The 16,970-nt window shown below is 43.1% G+C and carries 18 protein-coding genes and 2 pseudogenes; 7 read left to right on the top strand and 13 right to left on the bottom strand.

The features are described 5' to 3' along the window. Positions 1-2 precede the first annotated feature (2 nt). Positions 3-1,196, bottom strand: a pseudogene (locus NEE14_RS06380) (TraG family conjugative transposon ATPase); the annotation flags it as partial. Between the two features lie 459 nt (positions 1,197-1,655). Here NEE14_RS06380 and NEE14_RS06375 point away from each other — a divergent pair. Next, positions 1,656-2,237: a Crp/Fnr family transcriptional regulator gene (locus NEE14_RS06375; RefSeq protein ID WP_008645841.1), complete on the top strand. Its 582-nt coding sequence runs from the start codon at positions 1,656-1,658 to the stop codon at positions 2,235-2,237. 154 nt (positions 2,238-2,391) lie between these two features. Further along, positions 2,392-2,802 carry a hypothetical protein gene (locus NEE14_RS06370; protein WP_251967080.1) on the top strand — a complete coding sequence of 137 codons (411 nt, stop codon included), beginning with the start codon at positions 2,392-2,394 and terminating at the stop codon, positions 2,800-2,802. Between the two features lie 793 nt (positions 2,803-3,595). Here the strand turns inward: NEE14_RS06370 and NEE14_RS06365 are convergent. From NEE14_RS06365 to NEE14_RS06315, 11 genes and pseudogenes are all read right to left on the bottom strand, one after another. Further along, positions 3,596-4,315 carry a hypothetical protein gene (locus tag NEE14_RS06365; RefSeq protein WP_008645846.1) on the bottom strand — a complete coding sequence of 240 codons (720 nt, stop codon included), beginning with the start codon at positions 4,313-4,315 and terminating at the stop codon, positions 3,596-3,598. Between the two features lie 4 nt (positions 4,316-4,319). After that, positions 4,320-5,234: a relaxase/mobilization nuclease domain-containing protein gene (locus NEE14_RS06360; protein ID WP_008645850.1), complete on the bottom strand. Its 915-nt coding sequence runs from the start codon at positions 5,232-5,234 to the stop codon at positions 4,320-4,322. After that, positions 5,200-5,583, bottom strand: a complete 384-nt coding sequence (locus tag NEE14_RS06355; RefSeq protein WP_004315361.1) for a MobC family plasmid mobilization relaxosome protein — start codon at positions 5,581-5,583, stop codon at positions 5,200-5,202. The genes NEE14_RS06360 and NEE14_RS06355 overlap by 35 nt, the downstream gene beginning before the upstream one ends. A 145-nt stretch (positions 5,584-5,728) precedes the next feature. Continuing rightward, positions 5,729-6,694 (bottom strand): toprim domain-containing protein, encoded by a 966-nt coding sequence (locus NEE14_RS06350; RefSeq protein ID WP_007656447.1) that lies wholly within the window; start codon positions 6,692-6,694, stop codon positions 5,729-5,731. A gap of 162 nt (positions 6,695-6,856) precedes the next feature. Next, a complete protein-coding gene (locus NEE14_RS06345) occupies positions 6,857-7,930 on the bottom strand; it encodes an AAA family ATPase (protein ID WP_007656440.1) in 1,074 nt (357 codons plus the stop codon). Beyond that, positions 7,920-8,273, bottom strand: coding sequence for a helix-turn-helix domain-containing protein (locus NEE14_RS06340; protein ID WP_005856071.1), 354 nt, complete (start codon positions 8,271-8,273; stop codon positions 7,920-7,922). Before NEE14_RS06340 ends, NEE14_RS06345 begins: the two co-directional genes overlap by 11 nt. A 252-nt stretch (positions 8,274-8,525) precedes the next feature. Next, on the bottom strand, positions 8,526-8,906 hold the full coding sequence (locus NEE14_RS06335; protein WP_259320644.1) for a MerR family transcriptional regulator: 381 nt from the start codon (positions 8,904-8,906) through the stop codon (positions 8,526-8,528). Between the two features lie 27 nt (positions 8,907-8,933). After that, complete coding sequence (locus NEE14_RS06330; protein ID WP_007656426.1) at positions 8,934-10,163, bottom strand: site-specific integrase; 1,230 nt, start codon at positions 10,161-10,163, stop codon at positions 8,934-8,936. A gap of 176 nt (positions 10,164-10,339) precedes the next feature. Next, positions 10,340-11,659: pseudogene (locus NEE14_RS06325) on the bottom strand (TraG family conjugative transposon ATPase); the annotation flags it as partial. Continuing rightward, the gene (locus tag NEE14_RS06320) at positions 11,656-11,988 is read right to left on the bottom strand and encodes a DUF4133 domain-containing protein (protein WP_005801790.1); all 333 of its coding nucleotides are present in this window, start codon (positions 11,986-11,988) and stop codon (positions 11,656-11,658) included. The gene NEE14_RS06320 and the pseudogene NEE14_RS06325, both read right to left, overlap by 4 nt. 2 nt (positions 11,989-11,990) lie before the next feature. Next, positions 11,991-12,287 (bottom strand): DUF4134 domain-containing protein, encoded by a 297-nt coding sequence (locus tag NEE14_RS06315; RefSeq protein ID WP_005801791.1) that lies wholly within the window; start codon positions 12,285-12,287, stop codon positions 11,991-11,993. A 545-nt stretch (positions 12,288-12,832) separates the two neighbouring features. Here NEE14_RS06315 and NEE14_RS06310 point away from each other — a divergent pair. The 5 genes from NEE14_RS06310 (at position 12,833) to NEE14_RS06290 (ending at position 15,200) form a co-directional block, all read left to right on the top strand. After that, a complete protein-coding gene (locus tag NEE14_RS06310; protein ID WP_239496967.1) occupies positions 12,833-13,414 on the top strand; it encodes a Crp/Fnr family transcriptional regulator in 582 nt (193 codons plus the stop codon). Positions 13,415-13,522: 108 nt separating this feature from the next. Then, positions 13,523-13,942, top strand: a complete 420-nt coding sequence (locus NEE14_RS06305) for a hypothetical protein (protein ID WP_072531853.1) — start codon at positions 13,523-13,525, stop codon at positions 13,940-13,942. A gap of 107 nt (positions 13,943-14,049) precedes the next feature. Then, positions 14,050-14,340, top strand: coding sequence for a hypothetical protein (locus NEE14_RS06300; RefSeq protein ID WP_251967081.1), 291 nt, complete (start codon positions 14,050-14,052; stop codon positions 14,338-14,340). A gap of 24 nt (positions 14,341-14,364) precedes the next feature. Next, positions 14,365-14,721, top strand: coding sequence for a DUF4377 domain-containing protein (locus NEE14_RS06295; protein WP_251967082.1), 357 nt, complete (start codon positions 14,365-14,367; stop codon positions 14,719-14,721). Between the two features lie 32 nt (positions 14,722-14,753). Continuing rightward, positions 14,754-15,200 (top strand): GNAT family N-acetyltransferase, encoded by a 447-nt coding sequence (locus NEE14_RS06290; protein WP_251967083.1) that lies wholly within the window; start codon positions 14,754-14,756, stop codon positions 15,198-15,200. 545 nt (positions 15,201-15,745) lie between these two features. Here the strand turns inward: NEE14_RS06290 and NEE14_RS06285 are convergent. Continuing rightward, positions 15,746-16,651 carry an energy transducer TonB gene (locus NEE14_RS06285; RefSeq protein WP_251967084.1) on the bottom strand — a complete coding sequence of 302 codons (906 nt, stop codon included), beginning with the start codon at positions 16,649-16,651 and terminating at the stop codon, positions 15,746-15,748. Positions 16,652-16,970: the final 319 nt, after the last annotated feature.

Genomic DNA, 16,970 nt, shown 5'->3' with positions numbered 1-16,970 from the left:
TGTTACTTACTGTTACGTTTACTCTCGGCCAGCTGCTTGATTGCCAGCTCGATATTGCCACCCAGCTTCCGGGTAAGCCGCATCAGTTCCAGCTTTTCCGTCTCCTCGGTCGTGTAGGTGTAGTACTCTTCGGGCGAGACCTCGGTGGCATAGACCGCCGACTGCGTTCCGCCGAGACCTATCCACACTTCCTTGTACTTGCGGGACGGGCTGTTGGCCATGTTGATGGAGAGAATCTGCGCACGTTCCTTGTCGGTCAGGCCCAGCAGGGACTGGATTTCATCGAACTTGTTGACATACTTCCGCTGGTCCAACAAAATCTTGCAGTCACTGTTGTTGATGATGGTTCCCTTGACGATGGGTGACGAAATGATGTCTTCCACCTCCTGGGTAACGACAACAGCCTCCCCGAAAAACTTTCGGACGGTCTTAAAAAGGTACTTCAGATATTCCGCCATACCTTCCTTGCTGATGGCCTTCCATGCCTCCTCCAGCAGAATCATTTTGCGAATACCTTTCAGCTTTCTCATCTTGTTGATGAAGGTTTCCATGATGATGATGGTGACAATCGGGAACAGTACCTTGTTGTCCTTGATATTGTCCAACTCAAAGACGATGAAGCGTTTGGACAACAGATCAAGCTGTTTATCGGAGTTTAACAGATAGTCGTATTCGCCACCCTTGTAATAAGGTTCCAGCACATTCAGGAATCCCCACACGTCAAAATCCTTCTCCCGTGTACGCTTGGTCTTCAGGATTTCCTGATACTCGTCGCGGATGAACTCATAGAAGGTATTGAAGGACGGAACCACGGTACTGTCCGTGCGTATCTTCTCCAGAAAGAGATTGACCGCATTGGAGAGCGCCACCTCCTCGGCACGTGTCGGCGGCTCGTCGTCACGTTTCCACAGGGTAAGGATAAGCGTCTTGATAGACTCCTTCTTTTCGATGTCAAACACACCGTCCTCCACGTAGAAAGGATTGAAGGCAATCGGATCGCTCTCCTCATAGGTGAAATAGATGCCGTCCTCTCCATGCGTGCGGGCATGGATAAGGCTGCATAGTCCCTGATAGGAATTGCCCGTGTCCACCAGCAGCACATGCGCTCCCTGTTCGTAATACTGGCGCACCATGTGGTTGGTAAAGAATGACTTTCCGCTGCCCGAAGGTCCGAGGATGAACTTGTTGCGGTTGGTAGTGATTAATCCGTACCAACATTTATTTATTTAATACTAAATATCAGTTAATTATGGTATAAACCACATCAATATTAATATTTTTAAAGCATACAATTTGCATACAAATAGAGTGATTATAAGAAAACAGAAAAGGATATTTGTTGTTAAGGGGTAAATGTGGTAGGAGATGTTTTTATATCTGTTTTCTCTCGTTTTTCAGTGAAAAATAGACATGATACTGGCAAAAAGAGAAAGAAACTCTGTTTTTCTTTTTTCGCCAGCATATATAATTTGCTGTCTAAATAAGTTTAGTTCGTTTTGGATATACAGACAAAGAAACGTACTAAACCTTTGAACTTAAAAATATAACAAACATGTTATGTTACATACTTTTTTGAATATTTAAACAATGTAGTTAAGTACTATCAAGCATATTTCAGGCATTTTTTATACATTTGCACCAATGACAAGTAAATGATGACTGAATTTAATTCATATATGAGCAATATAGACATAGATTTTTTTAAAGAATTGTGTCTAAAACATGGAGAGTTACGACATTATAAAAAGAATGAGTTTATTCTCCATGAAGATGATGTATGTTCTTTCTTCGGGTTTATCTTGTCAGGTGTAGTCAAATACAGTTGTACCAACCGGACAGAAAACAAGCCGTATAATGTCGGTTTTTCCTTTCCAAATGAATTTATAGGCGATTACCCCACTTGCTTATATGGCATGAAATCAGAATTGAATATACAGGCAATAATCCCGTGCGAGATTTACATCTGTTCTTCTGCATTCTTACAGCAAAAATTCGAGGAGAACAAAGAAAGCCAACGGATAGCCCGTATCGCAGCCGAACAGATGTTTTTCCAATCATATTCACGTTATTTGGATTTATTCAGATTCACACCGGAAGAGCGTTACCTCCAACTTTTAAAAAAATGCCCTGCAATCCTTCAAATGGTATCACTAAAAGAAATAGCATCCTACCTTAAAATTACACCCGTACACATGAGCCGAATCAGACGCAAGCAAAGTCTTGACAACAAAAAATAAACATAGGTTTAGAAATTTACATTCATAACAATATTCCAAGAGTATCTTAATCTGCCAAAGGATTCTTCTTTTTATCTTTGTCTTATCTTTGGTTGGTTCAACGAAGAAACAAAATAAAGATTGAATGAGTTAAACAAAAAATAAAAAAGAGAATATGAAAACAAAAGAAATTCTTGGAATACTTATGCTATTCCTCTGTACATTCTGTTTTATAAACTGCGATGATGATAATGAACAGACAAATGAATTAACCCCCGAAGCACTTTATCAGACTTCATGGCGTGGAATAGGGCATTGTGAGGCTTGGACAGTACAAAATATGGGGGTCGGTATGCAATTTGTAGATACTCAGAAAGGGAAAGTAAATTGGGAAGGTTACGATGAAATTGATATTACTTATACAATAGAAGGGAAATATATCACATTTAATAGCAATGCTTTATATTTGGGTGGAGCCCCTTGGATTATCAAAAGCTATACCCAAAAACATATAACCATTATACAGAATGAAATTAGTCCAGATAAAGAGAAAGTAGCTACGATTGAATTAGAGAAAATAGATTAAACTGAATCATAGGAACATTAAGTTGCATAAATGTATGCTACAACAAAACAAAGAGAACCGTGAGATTCGCAAATTGAGCAAAGAAAGGATGAAAGAACATATAAATACCTTGTAAACAAAGGGAAAATGCAGATTCATCTAATATTCCTTTATGTGCTATTATCGGGCTGGTCTATGTGCTGAAATACAAGGAAAAGAGATTCACCTTGTTCTCTTGTATAGGATTGGTTATTGGGATAGGATGAGCAATTTATATGCTACTGATAATAAGGTCAATGTAAATCAAAGTAATATGAAACTGAAATATATATTGAATGCTATAATATTTGTTTTGGCATTATCTTTTTTGTCTATGTGTATATTTAAGACTACAGAGTTAAGTTTGAAATGTATGCAATTTGCTGTATCTATCTCCTGTATAGGAGCAATGTTTTCTACAAAAAGATATAGATACATATTTGCATCTATTGCTTTAATCATTATAGGAATATCTTTTTTACTTTAAATGTCCATAATAACGATAATGATTTGATTGTTGCTAATGTCTTCATAATAGCATCTGTCAAGTATATTTACTTCAGCAAACGCCCCCGTAGGTGCAGTTCCTATTCACAATTAAATCATTGCCTAATCATCATCCAAACAATTCAGCGGATTGGGGATTTTGGGCTTTTCAAATTAGACTATCCGCAAATATAGAAAAAGTGCAATACACCACGAAGATGCACTGCACTTTTCTCCATATATTGGGTGGGCTTTAACATTTACAGTTTGTATCCCTTGTTTTCCCGGTTTATGGCTTGCCCAGTCGGTTGGCTTCCTTTTTCAACCGCTCGGCTTGTTCATTGAGCAGCCTTGCACGCTCCAACGCTTCCGCCTGCTTCCTGCTGCGGAATTCAAAATCCGTCACCGAATCAGTCAGGTTTTGGATGAAAGCGTTATCCCGTTCCCTACTAAAATTCGTTTCCAGCAAATCAAGGCAGCCCCCGTCCGCTTCCCCTTTCATCAGAATGTAGCGGTATTTCATATCGTTGTCCTGCAACTGCTGCATTCGTCCAGCCAAACGGACATTCAGGAACAAAGAAACGAAACAGACAACCAGCCCTGCCAAAAAGAGAAGCAGTTTCGGACGCAACAAACCGCTTATCCGCTGGGACAGCGATGCTGGTTCGGTTTCCGCTTTTTCAGTTGTGCGTTCCTTATGGTAAGAATCCAACGCATCCAGCATTTCTTTCAGACAACGGTAGGTAGCCGTTACAAATTTTCTCACTTCTCCTATGGATTGCTGCTGCTCCTGTTCCGCATTCCTTATGTCGGCAAGTTGGCTTTGGATAGCCTGCAATTCCTTTTCGGGAACAGCCGGGCTACTGTGGAGTTCCGATAATGCCTGCTCGATTGCTCCCAACCGTTCGAGAGTTTCCTCCCGGCTGGCTGGCGTTACCTGTGCTTCCTGCTTCCCTTTCAGTTCCGTAACCATAGAGAGAAGCCCCTCTAAAATCAAATAGTCTTCCATGTCTTTACAGTTTAAGTCGTTTTTTCTTCTTCTTTCTCAAATTAAAATTAGGTTCTTCATCCACTGGGGGAGAAGAAGCGGAAAACAGACCGAGCGAACCAGTTATCAACGGACTGTCAGCCTTGCCCGGTACAGGTGCTTGTTCCCGAACGGGCGCGAAAGTTATTTGCCGTTGGCTTCCGGCAACATTCATTCCTGCATACCCGAAACATTTGTCCAGTTTGGAAAAACTGAAACTCCGGTCTATCTCCGAACCCTTGAACGTGTATTCACCTTTGGAAAAGGATATGCCCTGTATCTCGTCGGTCTGTCCCTTTCGTTTGAACCGGACGGTAATACCCTTTTCTGCTAACCGCTCCTGCAACTGCTGCCAGTTACGGGATTTGCCGATTTCGTTCTTCACAGCCGTGTAAATCTCGTATTTCGACTTGTCCGGCTCTTTCAGTCGGTGCTGCTTTACCTGTTCTTTTCCACCAGCGAAATAAAGCCCGTGTTTGGCTTTCAGCTTCTTGCATACCTGTTCGTTACGGTACATATCGTTCCTGTCCGAAATGGTCTTGCCGTTATTGTCTATGCGGTTGAACACGATATGCACGTGCGGATGTTCCCGGTCTTGATGACGCACGATGATATACTGCGTATCGGTGATTTTCATTTCACGCATATACTCCTGCGCAAGCTGTACCATCTTCCCGTCTGTCAATTTGGGCGCATCCACTGTCGAATAACTTAACGCAATATGTCCGACAGGCTTCTTCAAATCGGGATTCATCCCGGTCTGCATACAGAAGCTGCGGATTATATCACCCCGGCTTTCAGTCAGAACCCCGTCCGCATGAAGCAAAACCGCCTGCTCCTTGCCGAGCACATAGTTCACACAGCCCTTAAAACCGCTTCCCTTTTTTATTTTTCCAATCATCCGACAAATGGTTTATGATTCCAATAATCCTGTTTTTGAGCTTCACCAGTTCCACCGCCACCAGTGCGAAACCTCCGGCATTCGCCCGGTGCGCCAACTGGTTGATGTTGTTGGCTTCCCCTGCCAGTTTACGGATGGTGTCCGCATCCTGCCTGTTCAGCCGGGGTATGACCTCTGCCGAAACAACCGCCTGCCTTACATACTCACTGACACGCAACCCGGCTTCCCCGGCTCGCTTCCTGATGGCGTAATACTGCAACTCGGTCAGTTTCGTACTGACAACCCGTTGCTGCTTCTCTATCCGTTTCTTTGCCGGACGTCCCCCCGGCTTGTCCTTTATACTCGTCATGGTTTTTTACGTTTGAATGGTGTCTTAAAAATTGCGACCAACGGGAGAAATTTTCTTTGCGGTGAGCAAAGCAAGGTAGTTTCGGTTTACCGAAACATAACCTTGCTCTCCAAATAAACCGCCAGCCGTTGATAGTCCTGCCGGATTAAATGCCCCTGCCTCTCTTTTGTCTTGGGGCGGCACGTTGTCCGGTTTCCTGCTTCGTTTCCTGCACTTGGCTGGCTTCGTTTTTCTGTTCCTGCTTCCTGCCGCACAGGTAATCGTTCAAGTCCGAATATCCCCTGTAATTGTGTGAGAAGTCACGTACACGGTAGGAGTATTCCAACTCGATATCCCGTGTCGCTTCATATCCAGCCTTGTCATTGTCAAGCATACAGTGGATGCGTTCATACAGGGACATCACGTCAAGGGCTTTCGACACATTGGCGGTAGAGTTAAGAATGACATAATCCTGCCTGTCAAGGTCGGGCATGGTCGGACAGTTCCTCATGCGGAGCGTAAGGAAAGAGAGGTAGTCCATGAAACCCTCGAACACCAGACATTTCTCTCTCGGCTCTCCCTGCTGCCGTATATGGGTGATGTCTTTCGGGGCGATGCAGCCTTTAAAAAAAGAGTTGCGCACCTCATAACCTCCTGTCATGTTCGGGAAACCGATAGCGAAGAACGGTCTGCCGTTATTGGTAAAATGGAGTTCCTTACATTCTCTTTTTGCCAGTTCGATATTGATACCCCGTCCCTGCAAGTAACGGAGCAATGCCGGATGGGTAAGGTCACGGACTTCCAAATGCTGGAAACTCGGTTCTTTCCTACGCTGGGGAAAAGAAAAACTGACCGGACGGATGTGCGGTGTCTGTTCCGCTATCCGGTTTAAAAGGTATGGCAAGCTGTCTGAACAATAGAGTTCCTTTGCCAGTGCGATGAGGTTGCCGCCCTTGCCTGCGCCAAAGTCATACCAAAGGTTGCGGTCAGTGTTCACCTTGAAAGACGGTTCGTGTTCCTCCCTTAACGGTGATTTGTACCATAAACCGTTACCCTGCTGTTTGACAGGAGAGTAACCTAAACTGTGCAGATAGTCTGCGATGGGTATTTGTTTCACATCTTCGATGTTCATAACATTTTCTTTTTGGGGATAAAAAAATAGTTGAAAAGTGCACCAGTCCTGTTTAGTCCGTTATATATACACCCGTACCATACTAAACCTGCCTGTTCCGATACTGGGAAATAGTAAGTCCGTTCCTCTTGTATATACACCCGGACTAAACCAAACTGACTTTTAATAATGGAAATCGGGATTATAGCGGTAGCCCTTGCCCTCTTTCACAATCATGCGCTTGTTCACAAGAAACTTGTTAAGCGACACAAGAACATTGCGTCCACGCTCGTAACCGATACTCGCATAACCCTGTTTCAATGCCGCTATGACATTGGAATAGCCTTGTACCACCTGCTTGCCGAAACCGTTCTCCAACGCTTCCCGGTGTTGCTGTTCAGTCAGTTCCGTAAGCGAAAAGTTCCTGTCCTGCTTAGGTTGTTGGAATACATAATCATCCACGATTTCGGGTAAAGCGTTGTCATTGATACGGAATGCGAACGGGTCAAATTCCCGGTCACGTATGTGCATCGCCTTTACCTCGCTTATGTTGCCGTCCTGCTGGCTTTTCGTGATTTGCAGGACGGTTTCAGCCTTGTTGTTCAGTTCCGTACCGATATGCCCCCTTGTGTTGTCATCCCCCTTGTTCAAATGCAGCACGGTGTGGATATGCAGGTTATACCCACTTGACCAGCGCATCAAAAGGTTGATTAGGTCGGTTGATTCGCTGGGGCTGTTGATGTCGTACATCAAGTCACGGATTCCGTCAATGATGAGCAACCCCACATCGGGCATATTTTCAAGCATATAGCCGATAATCTGTTTCCGCTTGTCGGGGGTCTGCTCTCTTAGCACGATGAAAACAAAATCGTCCCTGTCCTTGTCGGTAGGCAGTCCGGCAAGTCGCAAAATACGCTCCATGACCTTATGGCAATGGTATTTGCTCTGCTCGGTATCTACATAGAGGATTTTCCGTTTGTTCGGTGGCAGGTATGCCGAATACTTCAGTACCTCGTCATTCTTCAACGCTGCCGCAACAATGGCGGAAATATTGAATGTCTTTTTGCTCTTGGCTTTGCCTGTGGATGCGCTGAAATTACCCAGCGTGCCAATGGTAGAGCCGTTCACCCAGAGTATTTCGGGCGGCACTTCGTAAGTGTCCGTCACCTTTAAATGAATGGTTTTCCAAAGGGCTGCGAAATCCTCTTTCTGCATGGTAACACCCTGCCCGGCTTCTTCTTTCCTCTTATTTTCCATAGTTACGGATTTTCCGGTTTGCGCTCTTGGCGATGGCGAGTGCCGCCTCGTCCTTGTCGTTCACCCTTTTTGCAAGGTTTTCCGCCCACGTGAGAAGCTCTTTCCGTGAGAAAAGTAATTTGTTCCCGTATTTGCGGAACGGCACTTCCTTTTTTGCGGTCAGCTTGTAGAGCCGTGCCTTTGAAATCAGAAAACCGTGTCGTTCCAGCACCTCTACCGCCACATCGGGCGTGAGGTTGTCGGGTTCGTTCCTCGGCTGGGTGAATCCTGCCAATGACTGGGAAACGGTTTCGCTCACGATAGCCCGGAGTTCTTCGGGCGTTGTCAGAATAATGTTCGTCATATTTTCTTCCTTTTTTAGTTATTACTTGGCTACCGTCATAGCCGTTGCAACCGGTTGATGCCGCAAAGGAAGAATAAAAGAAACCGATTATTCAATTACTAATCACTTGACACAGACCGGACAACTTGGGACAATGCAGGACATCCGGCAAGATTGGAGCGGGATAAAAAAAGGGACAAACGATGTATTGGTGATTTTGTCCTTCCAACACACCGTTTGTCCTATGTATGTTAAGTGATTATGCGAATGCCGCTATTTCACATCCTTTAACCTTTCAAGTTGGGAAACGACTTCTTTTATTACGAAATATTTGTTTCCCGACAGCCCTATGTCCGAACGGGATATGAAACCGAGTTCCTCCCACCGGGCTACGGTCTGCCTGCTCACGCCCGCCATTTTCGCCAATGTCTTTTGGTCTATCAGTTCCCTGCCCTCGAATACGGGGTACTTGTATTTACGGGTGGCATGGCTGAACCTTATTTTCTCTATCGCCTTGTCCACGTCTTTAACAGTAGGGGGAATATATGATTTCACTTGCAGTACGGCTTCTTCTATTTCGTAGCCTGCGTATTCGGGATTCTGCGCCAGTTCCTCGTAAATGGCACTGAAACATTCAAGGTGTCTAATCTTCACCGTCTTGGTTTTCTTGTTCGGCATGGCTCAATCGAATTTGGTTAATAACTGCGCATTCCTTATCCGCTCCTCCTGCTCGAAACTGGCGAGGTAGTTCTCCGTGATGGCAAGGCTTGAATGCCCCAAACTCTCGGATATGTAAGCGATGTTCGTTCCGCTGCGTTTTAAGACAGTCGCATAGGAATGCCGGGCGGAATAGGTCGTGAAACGGGGGACACCGACAGCTTGGGCTATTTTAGCCAAAGCGATGTTGCAACGGTGCGTTACCCGTCTGACAATATTGGAAATGACAAATTCGTCCTCCGTTTCTCTGGCGTACTTGAACAGGAAAGTATCGGGTTTCCCATCGTCAGGGTTTCCCCACCGTTTTATAATATCCCGCATTTCGGGAGTGAGTACCGCCCTTATTTCCCGTATATGGTTGGACGTGTGCGATGTCTTGGAGCGTACAAAGCAGATTTCACCGTCCACGATGTTCCCATACCGCAAGAAAAGCATATCCCTGAAATTGATACCGTTGCACAGGTAGGAGAAAAACCAAAAATCCCGGTACTTCTCAACGGTCTTGCTGCCCTTGTATGTCACGACTTTTTTTATCTGTTCCATCGTCAAGGCTAACTTTCGGCTGTTGCCGCTCGGAATCTCGTACTTCCCCCTGCCGAACGGGTATTGGGCTTCTTTTAAAATCCCGTTGCGTCTTGCGTCATTCACCACGCATTTAAGGGCTTTCATATAGAAATTTATGGTGGTGACGGTCTTGCCCTCGTTCCGCAGGAACTTGTCAAGGCGTGACAGCCAGTCCGCAGAAACCGCAGAGAACGGCACGCTGCCGCCTGCGAACCGTTCTATGCTTTTCAACGTGCTGCGGTAGTTATAATATGAATTTACCTGCCCGTTGAGTTTGAATGCGTCTATTTTCCCCTGTATGGCTGTGTTAAGGGTTGTACCCGTACACCTGCCCAACCTCATGCTGAGCGCATCGAAACAGAAGTCCCCACGTTCCGCAAGGGCTTCCACTTGGCTTTTTATGATGGAGAAACTGTTTTCCACGCTTGCCCGTATCTCAATCAGTCTGCGGCTCTTGCTTTCGGCAAGGATTTCCCAGTCCTCTTTGGACAATTCCTTTCCGGTGGAATAATATTTCTGCTTGCGGTTGTGTATCACTTGTATCTTGACAGGGAACAGACCGCTTTTCTTCGCCCTACGTGCATCCAGTACCGATAGTACGGATATTCCATCTTTTGAATACTTGAACATAGGCTGCCTTGTTTATTGTTATACGTCTATTTTGTACATACGATTTGCATACAAAAATAGAGATTATCGGAAAAAACAGCAAATCAAAAGCCAAATCATTTTCCTAATAATCTCTAAATATCAGTTATTTATATACAAACTCAAACAATATAAAAATGGTAAAAATATAGGGTATTATTACGGTTGGTAATCGTACCGTTCTTCATCGGCAGGTCGGAAATGTCCAGATGGACAGGCTTTCCGGTCAGACGGTCCACCATGCGGATGCCGAACGGAGAAAGCGAATCCTTGTAGGACGTTTCCCCGATGAACAGGCACAGGGCCTGCTCGATGAAGGTGTAGAAACTTTCCTCAGACGGAAAATCACCGGCATTGCCGGGAATGGCCGCCCAGAAGAGTGTAGGTACATCGACGGTATTATGACGGGGCTTGGCTTCCATCAGGGCAATCTGGCTGCCCACATCATTCTTGATACGCTTCAGCTTCTCCCGGTCGTCGCTCCATGCAAAGACATTGCAGTGCGCACGGATGGAAGTGAGTCCCTTGCTGTGCGCCTCGTTCAGGTACTCCTCAATCCATTCACGGTTGATCTGGTTGGAACGGCTGTAACGGGACAGCGAGTGCATGTTGCGGGCGGTCTGCTCGAACTTTCGCAGGTTCTCCGCCGAATCGTCTATGAAGAGATATTGGTTCACGATATGGTTGCACGTGAGCAGTATCCCTATCGGTGCGGCAAAGGATAGGCGGCAGTCACTGCGATCCGTGGACAGCCGTTCATAACGGCTGTCCGTACCCACGGATGACGGCAAATCCTCAGTTTCAGAAAGGGTATGCAGGCAGAGCATATTGTCACCGACCTTCATTTCCCCGGCTCCGAGAGTGATGTCCTGCAGGCTGGTCGTATCTTCCTGCGAAAGCGAAAAATACTTTTCGATAATGCCTGCGGAGGTTTCCGTACCGGTAATCTCTTCGTCCGTCAGCCTGACCATGCGGAGCAGACCGCTGTCGTTCACGATACGCTCGAACTGCCCGCAGCATTCCAGGAAGCGTGCGACGGTATCCTTGTCCTGCATCTCCTTGGGGATGATGAACCCGCGCGTAAGAGCGTTGAAACTGCTTGTCGTGCGGCTGTGTTCCTTCGTGGTCTTTGTCAGGAACAGATAGCAGGTATGGTTCAGGTACGGCCGTTCGTTGAAATGCCTTTCAAAACTGCGGCTGAGGAAACTCAGGTCATCACGGCAGATGTCAGGTCTGTAGCTCTCCTCAATGAAGATGTCCTGCTTGTGGACGATGCTGTAGTTAGGCAGAACCCTGACTGCCTTCGCCCATGTGGAATGGAGGGCCTCGTATTCGGCGCGTGTCAGCGTGAACACTTCCGGCAGTTCCACCCTGTAGGCCACGGTAATGTCGGCATCCTTGCTGATGATGCACCCGTGCTCGACGGCCATCAGCGGAAATCGGCTTTCCAGCGTGGCGGCTTTCATTACATTTCTCATACATTACGTTTTTTCGGGGTTGGACAAATCAACCGGAGGAAACCCTTCCGGCTGATGATGTAGCGGGGATGGCGGCGCAGCGCCTGCAATTTCATCAGTCCCCATTCACCGTATTTCGCGTTCAGGCGGAAAGTCACCCAGACAAGCACCGAGGCGCAGATGACACCGAAGCCGATACATACCCACTGGTCGATGCCTGCCATGTACATGATGACAAACAGGACGAACAGGGCGAGCAGTCCGCCGGCGAAGATGAACAGGTACTGGCTTTTCAGCCCCTTGAACTCAGGGCTGCGGCCGATTCCCTTGTTGATAGGATACTCCGCCATAATCAGAGGAAGAATGAGCGTAAGATTGTGGCGGCTACGATTAAAAAGATGCAGGCACCGAACCAGCTGGCTGCCGTCTTGGAGGTGTCGGGATCTCCCGAGGAAAACTTGGAATAGACCTTCACACCTCCGATAAGGCCGACCACGGCTCCGATGGCATAAATCAGTTTGGTTCCCGGATCGAAATAGGAAGTGACCATGTTGGTGGCTTCAGTGATACCGCCGATACCGTTACCCTGGGCGAAAGCCCCTGTCGTTGCAAGCAGCATCATGGCTGCAAAAAAGAATCTTTTTTTCATGTGTCGAAACTTTTAATTGGTGAGACAAAAAATGATTTCGACCACGAATATATAATACGTAATTCATTGATTTACAACACTGACGATGCGTGACATCGGGTGTCATTACGTTACATCGGCAGGGGGATTCCAGCAACGGAAAAACAGTGGAAAAACGGCTTTTGATTCTTCCGGCGAAGGTAGCTCGTGCCTTCGCTACTTCTCGACATGCGACAGCCGGAATAGCAGAGAATCATAATCCGTACATACGACGGATTTCATAAAGGACAAACGGTATGTAAAAGGAGATAAAAAGGGACGCATTTCCCTATAGCCGGGACAAGGGCTGATACAGGAAAATGCGGACTAAAGAAAACTCTATGAACCAATCATGAATAAGGTCATAAAACACTTGGTCGTTAAAAAGAAATCCGATAATTTAGGGACGTATTTTGATTTCTTGAAGTGCTAATATGAATTTTTGTTAGAAACTTTCAAGGAATATGTGTAAATACGAAATAAACCATACATAAGAAAATATAATGCTTTCGTAAAATGATTTTTATATGAAAATGGATACATTTAACACATATATGTCCAACATACCCACTGAATTTTTTAAGAGCTTATGCCTAAAATATGGAAGCGCATATACCTATAAAAAAGGGGAATATATCTCTAAAGAAGGAGAGATATTTCCTTATTGGGGATATATAGAATCAGGTATTATAAAATACACTTGCTACAACGTGACAGAAAAAAAAGAATATAATACAGGTTTTTCTTTTGCTGGCGAATTTATGGCTGATTATCCCACATGTCTTTATAATATCAAGTCTGAGATTTCCATACAGGCTTTGACAACCTGTAGAATATATATTTGCCACTCTGATAAACTAAAAAAAGAATTTGAAAGAAGCATAGAAAATCAATATATAGCACGTATCGCAGCAGAACAAATGTGCTTTCAAACCTATTCAAGATATACCGACTTTTATAGACTGACCCCTGAAGAACGGTACAGACAACTTATTAGAAGAAGCCCGGATTTACTTCAACTCGTTCCCCTAAAGGAGATTTCTTCTTACTTGAGAATAACCCCCACCCACATGAGTAGAATAAGAAAAATGGCAAGTTTTGACAAGTGAATCTCAACATATGTTGAGATTTTGATTTGTAGCCTGCAATTGAATAAGATATATTGTTTTCTATAAATATTTTATAGTACCTTTATGTATTAAAAAAACAATAGTTGTATGAAGACAATAAACTTATATGGAATACTGATGCTGTTCCTTTGTGTATTTAGCTTTTATAGCTGTAAAGATGATGACCAAACACCACAGTTTGAATTTACACCGGAATCATTAAATCAAACGGTCTGGAAAGGTAATATAACTGATCCAACCTATAATGGAGAAGTTGGTATAAATTTTGAGACTAAAGAAACAGGAGTAATAAATTGCGTAGATCCAGAAAATCCGGAATATACTATGGTGGAAGGTTTCACGTATGAGATAAAAGGGAAGTACATTTACTTCAAGAACTCTATTATACTTAAAAGCCAACCATGGAGTTTGATAGAAATATCTAATGACAAAATGATACTCAAATACAATCTGGTTGATATAAAACCTCAATATCAGTCAACATTAGAACTTACAAGAATTGATTAGTTAATCTGACAAGAAAAGCGGCAAGAAATAACTTTGTCGCTTTTTTATTCCAATTCCTATTTAAAACCAAATGCGTCTATCAAGACATAATCATTAATAAAAAGCTTATGGGTACTTTAGGTTGTATAAATGATATGATGCGGAGGGACAAAGAAAACCGAGAACTTCGCAAATTAAATAGGGAGAGAATTAAAGAACACCATAAATATCTTATGGGAAAAGGAAAAAATGTTGATTTACCGAAGATGTCAATTGAAAAGTTAGAGGAAATACATAAAAAAACTTTAGAAAAAGAGGAATTGGATAAAGCCAGTATATTCAAGGCTAAACTTGTGATTTTAACAAGTACCTTGTTTTTATTTTTATTATGCTGGATTTTATATCAATGTTTTTTTTAATAAACAAACTTCTATAAAAGCAATATGAAGACAAAGAATCTATTTGGAATGCTGATACTGTTCCTTTTGACATTCACCTTTACCAGTTGTGATAAAGATGATCTGACAGACAAAGTAGAAATTGTAACAATGTATGTTTCTGCAGAAACAGATACTTATACACCTTGGGGAAGTGAGACTCCTATAGAGTGTATGCTTGTTAAAGAAGAAGGAAATGCAAGCTATTCAAAACTTCCTTTCAGTGGTATAGACGGATTTGTTTATAAGAAAGGGACTGAATACACTCTTAAGGTTGAAAAAACGACCTTAGCAAATCCTCCTGCGGATGATAGCAATGTCAGATATAAACTGATAGAGATTTTAACAGAACAAGAGAAATGAGGTAATAATACATAATTCTAAATCATAGTGATGTGGATATAAAACTTATTACTTCTAATAAGAAACAATTCTTGGATTTGCTGTTGTTGGCAGATGAGCAAGAGAGCATGATAGACAAATACCTGGAACGTGGTGAAATGTTTGCTCTTTATGATAATGATCTTAAGGCAGTCTCTGTTGTTACATGTGAAGGAGGGAGTATCTACGAAATAAAAAATATAGCCGTTTATCCCTCTTCCCAACGCAAAGGATACGGGAAACGGCTCATTGATTATCTTTTCGAATATTATCAGGGGAAATGTTCCGTCATGTATGTCGGTACGGGAGATACACCTTCAGCTCTCTCTTTCTACGAACATTGCGGCTTTCGCATCTCACATCGACTGAAAAACTTCTTCTTAGACAATTATGATAAACCTATTTATGAAGACGGAAAACAGCTTACCGACATGGTGTACTTACGAAAAGACTTCTCTTAATTCATGTCTGATAAGTAAGTAAGATCTATTTCCCACTATAAAAACTTTTGTTATAATTTGTATAACGAAATCAAAGTTCTTCAGGCGTATAAAAAGAACACAGAAGACTCTACCGGGGACTCAATGAACAGAAAGCTATAGGGAAAATAAAAATAAATACTGATTATAACTTTTAAAGTAACAAGCATATGAATAACATTTCAAGAACAAAAATTATTAGTTGTATGGCTGTTATTATGCTAATACTTATTATAACAATAGGTTTTTTTTCAATACCTATAGGCATAAGTGTATGCTCTATCCTTGGTATAATATATGGCTATAAATACAAAGATAAAAGTTTTCTAAAATGGTCATTAGTAGCTTTATCTATCGGCATAGCTTCTATTATTTACACCCTTGTATTGATAAAATCAATGTAATTTTATATTGATATATATAAGGGGGATATTCTTCAAAACTCTGCAGAGTATGTGACGAACAGAAAACAATATTCACCTTAGCTGGCGGCACAACCTGTTTCAAGATGCTTTTCACCTGACCAATCAGTCTGTCTTTTCCCCCTTCTTAAAGAATATGGGTGTTGTCCATACAGAATTGCGATATTCCCCTTTGCCATAATAATTGATAGTGGGCGTCCAGCGAGGCATGTCTTTGATTATTTCCAATACTTGATTATCCCATTCCTGTATTCCACAACTTCGCACAACATCAGCCTCATATACTTCTCCATACGAATTGATTCGTATCGTATAAAGTCCTCTTATTTGCTGTTTGTCGCCCAACAATGAAGGGTCATACACCAGACGTTGAGTGATGTAATCTTGTGCGGCCCCCGGTTTTCCATCTTGGAAATAAGACACGGCTTCCCATTCTACAAAGCTCTGTTTTGCATTTTCTTCTGCAATACTGTCTGCCTTTACTCTGTCTCTATAATGTTGTGGCAGGAATGGAACATATACCGTGTATAGACATTCCATGCGTTTGCCGTTCTTGTCCCTGCATGGCAGACAGTGTGGAAGCTCCTTAACCAATCTGATTACTTCCTTGTCAAAGTCTTTATGCCTGGTTGTCAGAATACTGACATTATGAGGCAAGCCTAAAGTATCAAGAGAGAACATGACGATGGAATATCCGGCCTGGTTCTTTGTCAACATATGTTTGGGATAAACCATCCGGGAGGTGAAATATTTCTCCAGGTCATAACCCCATATTGCCCATCTTGGAGATTCGATTACGGACAAGTCTTTAAATGGTTTTCCCGACATGTCCAAAACGCCCAAATTCCAAATGTTCTCTGCACGCCAAATACTGTCCAGACATTTTTCTTTCATCCTTTCTTCCTGCATCTTGCTTGCCGACAAAACGGATATATCAGCAAAATGGTTGTTCTGGGCAGAAAGTCCGTTCACTACAATCCACGAAAGCAATATAAATAAAAGCGTCTTCATAACCAGTCATAATAATGATACTCAAAAATAAGAAAAAGAAACAACCTGACTAATTATCAGACTATTCCTTTTCTGTTAAGTTTAAGACAATTAACTCTTATTGTTTTATCTAAACTGTTTTGATCCCATGACAATACAATTCATTTAACAACAATTTCTACAGTGCTTTTTACTTCACTTATAAAAAACACTTCCTGCCTGTGTAAACCGGATAAAGGCTTCATATCCCTATTCATGAAATACCCCCACTTCTCCCTAAATACGAAAAGGGGAAGCAGGGGTATGAAACCAAAGTTTTCATGTGCGTATCACTCTTTCA

Origin of the sequence: Parabacteroides sp. AD58 (genome assembly GCF_023744375.2) — a bacterium.
Lineage (GTDB): Bacteria > Bacteroidota > Bacteroidia > Bacteroidales > Tannerellaceae > Parabacteroides > Parabacteroides absconsus.
The sequence above is the reverse complement of the archived record's forward strand: the minus strand, read 5'-3'. Positions and strand labels throughout refer to the sequence as shown.

Coding starts and splice junctions, on each gene's coding strand:
- NEE14_RS06375 (WP_008645841.1), top strand. CDS start 1,656: ATGACTGAATTTAATTCATATATGAGCAATATAGACATAGATTTTTTT.
- NEE14_RS06370 (WP_251967080.1), top strand. CDS start 2,392: ATGAAAACAAAAGAAATTCTTGGAATACTTATGCTATTCCTCTGTACA.
- NEE14_RS06365 (WP_008645846.1), bottom strand. CDS start 4,315: ATGGAAGACTATTTGATTTTAGAGGGGCTTCTCTCTATGGTTACGGAA.
- NEE14_RS06360 (WP_008645850.1), bottom strand. CDS start 5,234: ATGATTGGAAAAATAAAAAAGGGAAGCGGTTTTAAGGGCTGTGTGAAC.
- NEE14_RS06355 (WP_004315361.1), bottom strand. CDS start 5,583: ATGACGAGTATAAAGGACAAGCCGGGGGGACGTCCGGCAAAGAAACGG.
- NEE14_RS06350 (WP_007656447.1), bottom strand. CDS start 6,694: ATGAACATCGAAGATGTGAAACAAATACCCATCGCAGACTATCTGCAC.
- NEE14_RS06345 (WP_007656440.1), bottom strand. CDS start 7,930: ATGGAAAATAAGAGGAAAGAAGAAGCCGGGCAGGGTGTTACCATGCAG.
- NEE14_RS06340 (WP_005856071.1), bottom strand. CDS start 8,273: ATGACGAACATTATTCTGACAACGCCCGAAGAACTCCGGGCTATCGTG.
- NEE14_RS06330 (WP_007656426.1), bottom strand. CDS start 10,163: ATGTTCAAGTATTCAAAAGATGGAATATCCGTACTATCGGTACTGGAT.
- NEE14_RS06320 (WP_005801790.1), bottom strand. CDS start 11,988: ATGGCGGAGTATCCTATCAACAAGGGAATCGGCCGCAGCCCTGAGTTC.
- NEE14_RS06315 (WP_005801791.1), bottom strand. CDS start 12,287: ATGAAAAAAAGATTCTTTTTTGCAGCCATGATGCTGCTTGCAACGACA.
- NEE14_RS06310 (WP_239496967.1), top strand. CDS start 12,833: ATGAAAATGGATACATTTAACACATATATGTCCAACATACCCACTGAA.
- NEE14_RS06305 (WP_072531853.1), top strand. CDS start 13,523: ATGAAGACAATAAACTTATATGGAATACTGATGCTGTTCCTTTGTGTA.
- NEE14_RS06300 (WP_251967081.1), top strand. CDS start 14,050: ATGGGTACTTTAGGTTGTATAAATGATATGATGCGGAGGGACAAAGAA.
- NEE14_RS06295 (WP_251967082.1), top strand. CDS start 14,365: ATGAAGACAAAGAATCTATTTGGAATGCTGATACTGTTCCTTTTGACA.
- NEE14_RS06285 (WP_251967084.1), bottom strand. CDS start 16,651: ATGAAGACGCTTTTATTTATATTGCTTTCGTGGATTGTAGTGAACGGA.